Source organism: Streptomyces sp. PU-14G (assembly GCF_041028275.1).
Classification (GTDB): domain Bacteria; phylum Actinomycetota; class Actinomycetes; order Streptomycetales; family Streptomycetaceae; genus Streptomyces.
Window position 1 is genome coordinate 1 of sequence record NZ_JASKYT010000341.1, and the last position, 6,915, is coordinate 6,915.

Here is a 6,915-nt window from a genome sequence, read left to right on the forward strand (position 1 = left end):
CCCCTGCCCCAGCCTCCGTCCGCCGCCGACAGCCATGGACTGATCCGGGTGCACGGCGCGCGGGAGAACAACCTCAGGGACGTCACCATCGAGATCCCGAAGCGCCGGCTGACGGTGTTCACCGGCGTCTCCGGTTCCGGTAAGAGCTCACTGGTGTTCCACACGATCGCCGCGGAGTCGCAGCGGCTGATCAACGAGACCTACAGCACCTTCGTCCAGGGCTTCATGCCGACACTGGCGCGGCCCGAGGTCGACGTCCTCGAAGGGCTGACGACCGCGATCATCGTCGACCAGCAGCCCATGGGCGCCGATCCCCGCTCCACCGTCGGCACCGCCACCGACACCAACGCGATGCTGCGCATCCTCTTCAGCCGGCTCGGGCAGCCGCACATCGGCTCGCCCAACGCGTTCGCCTTCAACGTCCCCTCGGTCCGGGCGAGCGGCGCGATCACCGTCGAACGCGGCGCCAAGAAGACGGTGAAACAGACCTTCTCGCGCACCGGCGGCATGTGCACGCGCTGCGAAGGCCGCGGGACCGTCACCGACATCGACCTCACCCAGCTGTTCGACGACTCCAAGTCGATCTCCGAGGGCGCGTTCACCATCCCCGGCTGGAAGTCGGACAGCTGGTGGACCGTGCGAACCTACGCCGAGTCGGGCTTCCTCGACCCCGACAAGCCGATCCGCGACTTCACCGACAAGGAGATGCACGACTTCCTCCACGGGGAGCCGGTCAAGGTGAAGGTCGAGGGCGTGAACCTCACCTACGAGGGACTCATCCCCAAGATCCGCAAGTCGTTCCTGTCCAAGGACCGGGAAGCGATGCAGCCGCACATCCGGGAGTTCGTGGACCGGGCGGTCACCTTCACCGCCTGCCCCGACTGCGGGGGCACCCGGCTCAGCGAGGCGGCCAGATCGTCGCGCATCGACGGGATCAACATCGCCGACGCCTGCGCGATGCAGATCAGCGACCTGGCGGCATGGGTACGCGACCGCGACGAGCCCTCGGTGGCGCCGCTGCTCACCACGCTGCGGCAGACGCTCGACTCGTTCGTCGAGATCGGCCTCGGCTATCTCTCACTCGACCGCCCCTCCGGCACGCTGTCGGGCGGCGAGGCCCAGCGCGTCAAGATGATCCGCCACCTCGGCTCCTCGCTCACCGACGTCACCTACGTCTTCGACGAACCCACGATCGGTCTGCACCCCCACGACATCCAGCGGATGAACAACCTGCTGCTGCGGCTGCGGGACAAGGGCAACACGGTCCTCGTCGTCGAGCACAAGCCGGAGACCATCGCGATCGCCGACCACGTCGTCGACCTCGGCCCCGGCGCCGGTACGGCGGGCGGCACCGTCTGCTTCGAGGGAACCGTCGAGGGGCTGCGGTCCTGCGACACCCTCACGGGCCGCCACCTCGACGACCGCGCCACCCTCAAGGAGAAGGTACGGACGCCCACCGGGCGGCTGCCGATCCGCGGCGCGACGGCGCACAACCTGCGCGACGTCGACGTCGACATCCCGCTCGGCGTGCTCGTCGTCGTCACCGGCGTCGCCGGGTCCGGCAAGAGCTCGCTCCTCCATGGGTCGCTGGTCAAGACGCCGGAGGCCGCCGACGCCGGGGTGATCGCGATCGACCAGTCCACGATCCGCGGCTCCCGGCGCAGCAACCCCGCGACCTACACAGGGCTGCTCGACCCGGTCCGCAAAGCGTTCGCCAAGGCCAACGGCGTGAAACCGGGGCTGTTCAGCTCCAACTCCGCAGGCGCCTGCCCCCACTGCAACGGGACCGGCGTCCTCTACACCGACCTGGCGATGATGGCCGGCGTCGCCACCACCTGCGAGGAGTGCGAGGGCAAACGGTTCGACGCCTCCGTGCTGGAACACCGCCTCGGTGGCCGCGACATCAGCGAGGTGCTCGCGATGCCGGTGGCCGAGGCCGCCGCGTTCTTCGCGACCGGCGAGGCCCGTACCCCCGCCGCGCACCGCATCCTCGACCGGCTCGCCGACGTGGGCCTCGGCTACCTCAGCCTCGGCCAGCCGCTCACCACCCTGTCCGGCGGCGAGCGGCAACGGCTCAAGCTGGCCACGCACATGGCGGACAAGGGCGGCGTCTACCTCCTCGACGAGCCGACCACCGGCCTCCACCTCGCCGACGTCGAGCAGTTGCTCGGGCTCCTCGACCGGCTCGTCGACTCCGGCAAGTCGGTCGTCGTCACCGAGCACCACCAGGCGGTCATGGCCCACGCCGACTGGATCATCGACCTCGGCCCCGGCGCAGGCCACGACGGCGGCCGGATCGTCTTCGAAGGCACCCCCGCCGACCTCGTCGCCGACCGCTCCACCCTCACCGGTGAGCACCTCGCCGCCTACACCGGCGACTGACCGCCTGCCCCCGCCGCACGCGCGCCGGCAGGCGGACGGTGGCTGCGCCGGTCACTTCGCGATGGTCCGTTCGATCCAGCCGCGGTGGGCGGTCAGGTCGGTGTAGATGCCGGGCCCGGTGGCGCACTTCGGGTCGGCGTCGCCGTCGCGACTGGTCGCCCCGAGCAGTTTCCGATGCCCCGGGCGGCCCTTGATCAGCGGCCCGCCGGAGTCGAGTATGCACGCCTGCGCGTTCTTTTCGGGGCTGTCCGTGCACAGCTCGTTGCCCCGGTGAAAGTTCTCGCTGCACCGGCCGTCGGCCACGACCTTGGTGTCCAGTTCCTGCAACCGGATCGGCGGGTTCGGGCACTCGCTGCCGTCCTCGCAGGTCATTCCCCAGCCGAGGATGCGTGTGTCGGTGCCGGCCGGTGCGGACTCGGCGGCCAGCTCGATGGGCTCCGCGTCCACGGGATGGTCCAGCTTCATGACGGCCACGTCGTTGCGGAACGGCTCGTAGGAGAAGTCCGGGTGCGCGACGACCTTGGTGACCTTCGCTTCGGCACCCTTGGTGCGATCCCGGTCACCGACGCGCACGGACAGCTGTTCGGGCTTGACGTTCACCGTGCAGTGCCCGGCGGTGACGATCCAGTCCCGCTCGATCAGTGAGGCTCCGCAGTAGTGGTGGCCGTCCTTCCGCACGCTCGCCATGAACGGATACTCCGAGGTGGCGTCGTGTCCCCCGATGATCGCCGAAGCCGACGGCGCGACCGTCAGGCTGAGCCCGAGTGCCCCCGCTACCGCCGCCGCACACAGTGCCGCCTTGCCGCGCCTGTTCATCTCTCCTCCTGTGCGTGGCCCGTGGCCCGTGCCCGGCCGGGCACGCCACCGCCGATCATGTGCCGGTCGGCACTCCCGGCACATCGCCCTCTCCTCTCAGCCGGACCTGGCCCGCAAGTCGTAGGGCACGGGGGCCGGATCATGCTGCGGGACCACCGCGAGGTGGCCACGAGGGAGGAAGTCGCTGACGTTGGGCGGGACGCAACGGGTGCCACCCCGCCCACCTGCCCGAACACGCGTTCACGGTAGGTAGTCTCCTCGGACCGTCGCCCTCGCCTACGCCCACGTCCCCGTCCACGCCCTCGTCCGCCTCATCCGCCTCGCTCGCCGAACGGGCCGCGTGGGCCCCGAGGGACAAGGGACACGGGGCGGGGACGGACGAGGACGGGGACGGGGCGGAACGACGGGAAAGGGGAGCAGCGTGGCCCAGAGCGTGCGGACACCTCGGCACCGTGTGCCGCTGGCGCTGGCGCTGGTGTTGGCGCTCGCGGTGCTGGGCGGCGGCGCGACGCTGACGGCGTGGGCGACGCGGACCGGCCCGTTCGCGAAGGAGAGCTACTGCTGGGGCGCCTGGACCAAGGACAGCGGCCCGCAGGTGCTCGGTGACGACTTCGCACGGGTGGCCGAGGAGTCGGGCGTACCGGAACGGGGTGAGCAGGCCACCTGCGTCGTGGCGTTCGGTGTGCCCGGGACGGAGGAGATGAAGTCCCCCGACACCAGCGTGAACGGGCAGCCGTCCCGGATACGGGGGGAGGCCGGCGGCCACCGGCTGGTGGCCCGGGTCGGCCCGCCGCCCCACTCGACGGGCGACCCGCGCCGGGCATGGCTGGCCGAGGCGCTGCACGCGAGCACCGTGCCACTGCCGGAGGGGCTCCCCGGCGTCGTGGGCAGGGACCGCGGCACGCTCGTGCTGCCCGAGGAGTGCGACAGCGGGAACGCGCCCATGGTCGTCACCGTGCGGTCGGAGGGCGACGCGTCGTACCTCGACTCGGAACGTGAAGTCGCCCACCTGCTGCTGGCCCTGGCCCGGACGGCCCGGGAGGAGGCGGGCTGCGCCAAGGGAGAGCCCACACGGATCACGGCCCCCGTACGGACGGCACCCGGCGAGGAGATCTACCCGGAAGGACGGCCCGCGTGCCGCGTTCCCGGGATGCGGCTCGCACCGCGCCGCGGCGAGCTCGTCGGATACGCGAGCGCCGTGGGAGACCGTCTCCACTCCTGTTCGATCGAACTGTCCGGCAAGGACGGGCAAGCCGTCGCACACGGGCAGTTCGTGGCGACGTCACTCCCCAGACTGGTGACGCTCTTCGCGGGGGTGGGGGGCGCGGACTCGCCGCGGGCTCCGGRCGGGCGGCGGGCCGYKCGMGCCGCCGCGCGGCACGGGGGCCATGGGGGACATCGGCTGCTCTTCCTCGTCGAGCAGCGTCAGCAGCGTCTCGCCCGGGATGTGCACGATGGCGCGCACACCGCCGTAGGGGGACGTCTCTATGGAGGCGGTGAAGCCGTACTGCTTGACGAGCTGGCCCACCGTGGCCAGGCCCGTCCTGGGCGGGTCGCCCAGCTCGGTCAGCAGCAGCACCTCCTCCCCGGTGATCATGCGCTGGGCGCGCTCCATCTCCTCCCCGTGCATCCCGACGCCCGCGTCGTCGACGATGATCGAGGCTCCCCGGTTGCCCTGCTGGATGGTGACGGCGACGGGGAGCTCGGGGTGCGAGTAGTGCAGCGCGTTGGCCATCAGCTCGGTCAGCGCGACCGCCACCGGCTCCACGGCGCGGGCCACGATGCCCACCGGGTCGCGCAGCTGGTTGGTGACCTGGACGCGCGCGTAGCCGACCAGGCGGGACATGGCGCCGACGACGACGTCGCCCATGTGGGAGTTCTGCCGGGTCAGCCCGGGCCAGGCGCCGCAGACGATGGCGGTGGCCTGGATGCGGCGGATCGCCTGCTCGTTGAGGAAGTCGGCGCCCAGCAGGTCTTCGGCGACGAACGGGTCGTCGTAGCGCTCCTGCATCGTCTGCAGGCGGGTCTGCAACTGGTAGAGGAGCGCCTGGATGGTGGTGGTCGCGCCGCGCATCGCGGACTGCGCCGCACCGTCCACGCGCAGCCGCTCCTTGGTGACCGCGTCGCCGACCTGGTCCAGCACCGAGGCGAGCGAGCGGTCCAGGTCGGTGCCCCGGAAGGCGGGGTCGGCGACGCCGCGGACGGGAACGTTCGGGTGGGCCAGTGCCGCGGCCAGGTCCGGGATGCGGGCGCCCGCCAGGTGCCGTACCTCGGCTTCGACGGCCTGTGCGCGTGCGGCGAGGGCCGCTTGGTGGCGCATGGCGTCCTGGAGGTCCTTCTCGGCGACGGCGGAGCGCTGACGCGACCGCCTCGCCTCCCGCATCGAACGCGCCAGCAGGAGGGCGAGCGCCACGGCGGCCGCCGTCCCCACGGACAGGGTGACGAGCAGCGCCACCGGTATCTCGGTCATCGGCGTCCTTGAGCGATTGGGTTGTCGTGCGGTCTGATCCGTCCCGCCGGGACCGATCAGGGAACAGCGGTGTCGCCATGTTCCCTCAGCGGCGCTCATCGCGCAGCCGTATGCGGAATACACCCTCTCTGTTGCTGGAAGCAAATCCGCACGACGGGCCGCTGACCGGCGATGTGAGCGCGCGTCAGCTGTTTTCGGACTTCCGTTCGCCCCTCTTGCCTGACGGGTCGTCAGCTACGACCATGGGGGGTGTGCTGACCTATCCCTCAGGGCGGCTGTCGTACGGGATACAGCTGCCGGTCCAGTCGCAGAGCACCCTCTACGCCGAACCCTGGGAGGCCACCGCGGGGCCCGGCGAACTTCTGTCCGTCGCCCGCACCGCGGATCGGCACGGCTTCGCCTACCTCGCCTGCTGCGACCACGTGGCGATACCGCGCAGACTCGCCGGCGCCATGAGCACGGTGTGGTACGACCCGGTCGCCACCCTCTCCTTTCTGGCCGCGGCCACCGAACGGACGGCGCTGCTCAGCCACGTCGCCGTCGTCGGCCTGCGGCACCCGCTGGCGACCGCCAAGCAGTACGCCACCCTCGACCACCTCTCCGGAGGGCGCCTGATCCTCGGCGTGGGCGCCGGACACGTACGCGAGGAGTTCGAAGCGCTGGGGGCCGACTTCGCCGCACGCGGGGCAGTGCTCGACGAGACGGTGGACGCGCTCAAAGCGGCCCTCGGGCCTGACGAGTTCCCCGCCTGGCAGGGCGCCCGCTTCTCCTTCGCGGAGCTGGGACAGAAACCCCGCCCCGCACAGCGGCCCAGACCGCCGCTGTGGGTCGGCGGCTCCTCGCCCGCGGCGGTCCGCCGTGCGGCCCTGCGCGGCGATGGGTGGCTGCCCCAGGGAGACCCGAGGGAAGCGCTGTCGGCGAAGATCGACCGCATCAGGCGGCTGCGCGGAGAGGCGGGCCTGGAAGGGGAGCCCTTCACCGTCGGCGCCATCGCGGAGCCGCTGTACGTGGGCCGCGCCACCTGGGACGTCGGCCGCCGCACCCTGACGGGTGAACCCGGCGCGATCGCCGAGTCCCTGCGCGCGTACCAGGCCCTGGGCGTCACCCAGGTCCAGCTGCGGTTCCGCTCCCGCTCGGCGGACGAGCTGACCGACCAACTGGAGCTCTACGCACAACAGGTCGCGCCGCTACTGGACTGAGCGGAGGGTGCGGGACCGCGGGGCAGCGGGGCCGCGGTCCCGCRGGGC

General features: G+C 71.6%; 5 protein-coding genes. 2 read left to right on the plus strand and 3 right to left on the minus strand.

Translation table 11 applies throughout. The features are described 5' to 3' along the window. The first annotated feature begins 3 nt into the window (after nucleotides 1–3). Nucleotides 4–2,382, plus strand: a complete 2,379-nt coding sequence (locus tag AB8Z75_RS28075) for an ATP-binding cassette domain-containing protein (protein ID WP_369206797.1) — start codon at nucleotides 4–6, stop codon at nucleotides 2,380–2,382. A gap of 51 nt (nucleotides 2,383–2,433) precedes the next feature. Here AB8Z75_RS28075 and AB8Z75_RS28080 read toward each other — a convergent pair whose 3' ends face one another. The 3 genes from AB8Z75_RS28080 to AB8Z75_RS28090 all read right to left on the minus strand — a co-directional run bounded on the left by AB8Z75_RS28080 (nucleotide 2,434) and on the right by AB8Z75_RS28090 (nucleotide 5,668). Then, nucleotides 2,434–3,198, minus strand: coding sequence for a trypsin-like serine protease (locus AB8Z75_RS28080; protein ID WP_369206789.1), 765 nt, complete (start codon nucleotides 3,196–3,198; stop codon nucleotides 2,434–2,436). A 555-nt stretch (nucleotides 3,199–3,753) separates the two neighbouring features. After that, entirely contained in the window at nucleotides 3,754–4,143 is a 390-nt protein-coding gene (locus tag AB8Z75_RS28085; RefSeq protein ID WP_369206791.1) for a hypothetical protein, read from the minus strand. Nucleotides 4,144–4,480: 337 nt separating this feature from the next. After that, complete coding sequence (locus AB8Z75_RS28090) at nucleotides 4,481–5,668, minus strand: ATP-binding protein (RefSeq protein WP_369206793.1); 1,188 nt, start codon at nucleotides 5,666–5,668, stop codon at nucleotides 4,481–4,483. 242 nt (nucleotides 5,669–5,910) lie between these two features. Between AB8Z75_RS28090 and AB8Z75_RS28095 the strand changes: the two genes are divergently transcribed. Next, complete coding sequence (locus AB8Z75_RS28095) at nucleotides 5,911–6,867, plus strand: TIGR03619 family F420-dependent LLM class oxidoreductase (RefSeq protein WP_369206795.1); 957 nt, start codon at nucleotides 5,911–5,913, stop codon at nucleotides 6,865–6,867. Nucleotides 6,868–6,915: the final 48 nt, after the last annotated feature.

What these genes read in the sequence shown, in the direction of transcription:
- AB8Z75_RS28080 (WP_369206789.1), bottom strand. Translation starts at nt 3,198, where the DNA reads ATGAACAGGCGCGGCAAGGCGGCACTGTGTGCGGCGGCGGTAGCGGGG.
- AB8Z75_RS28085 (WP_369206791.1), bottom strand. Translation starts at nt 4,143, where the DNA reads ATGGGCGCGTTCCCGCTGTCGCACTCCTCGGGCAGCACGAGCGTGCCG.
- AB8Z75_RS28095 (WP_369206795.1), top strand. Translation starts at nt 5,911, where the DNA reads ATGGGGGGTGTGCTGACCTATCCCTCAGGGCGGCTGTCGTACGGGATA.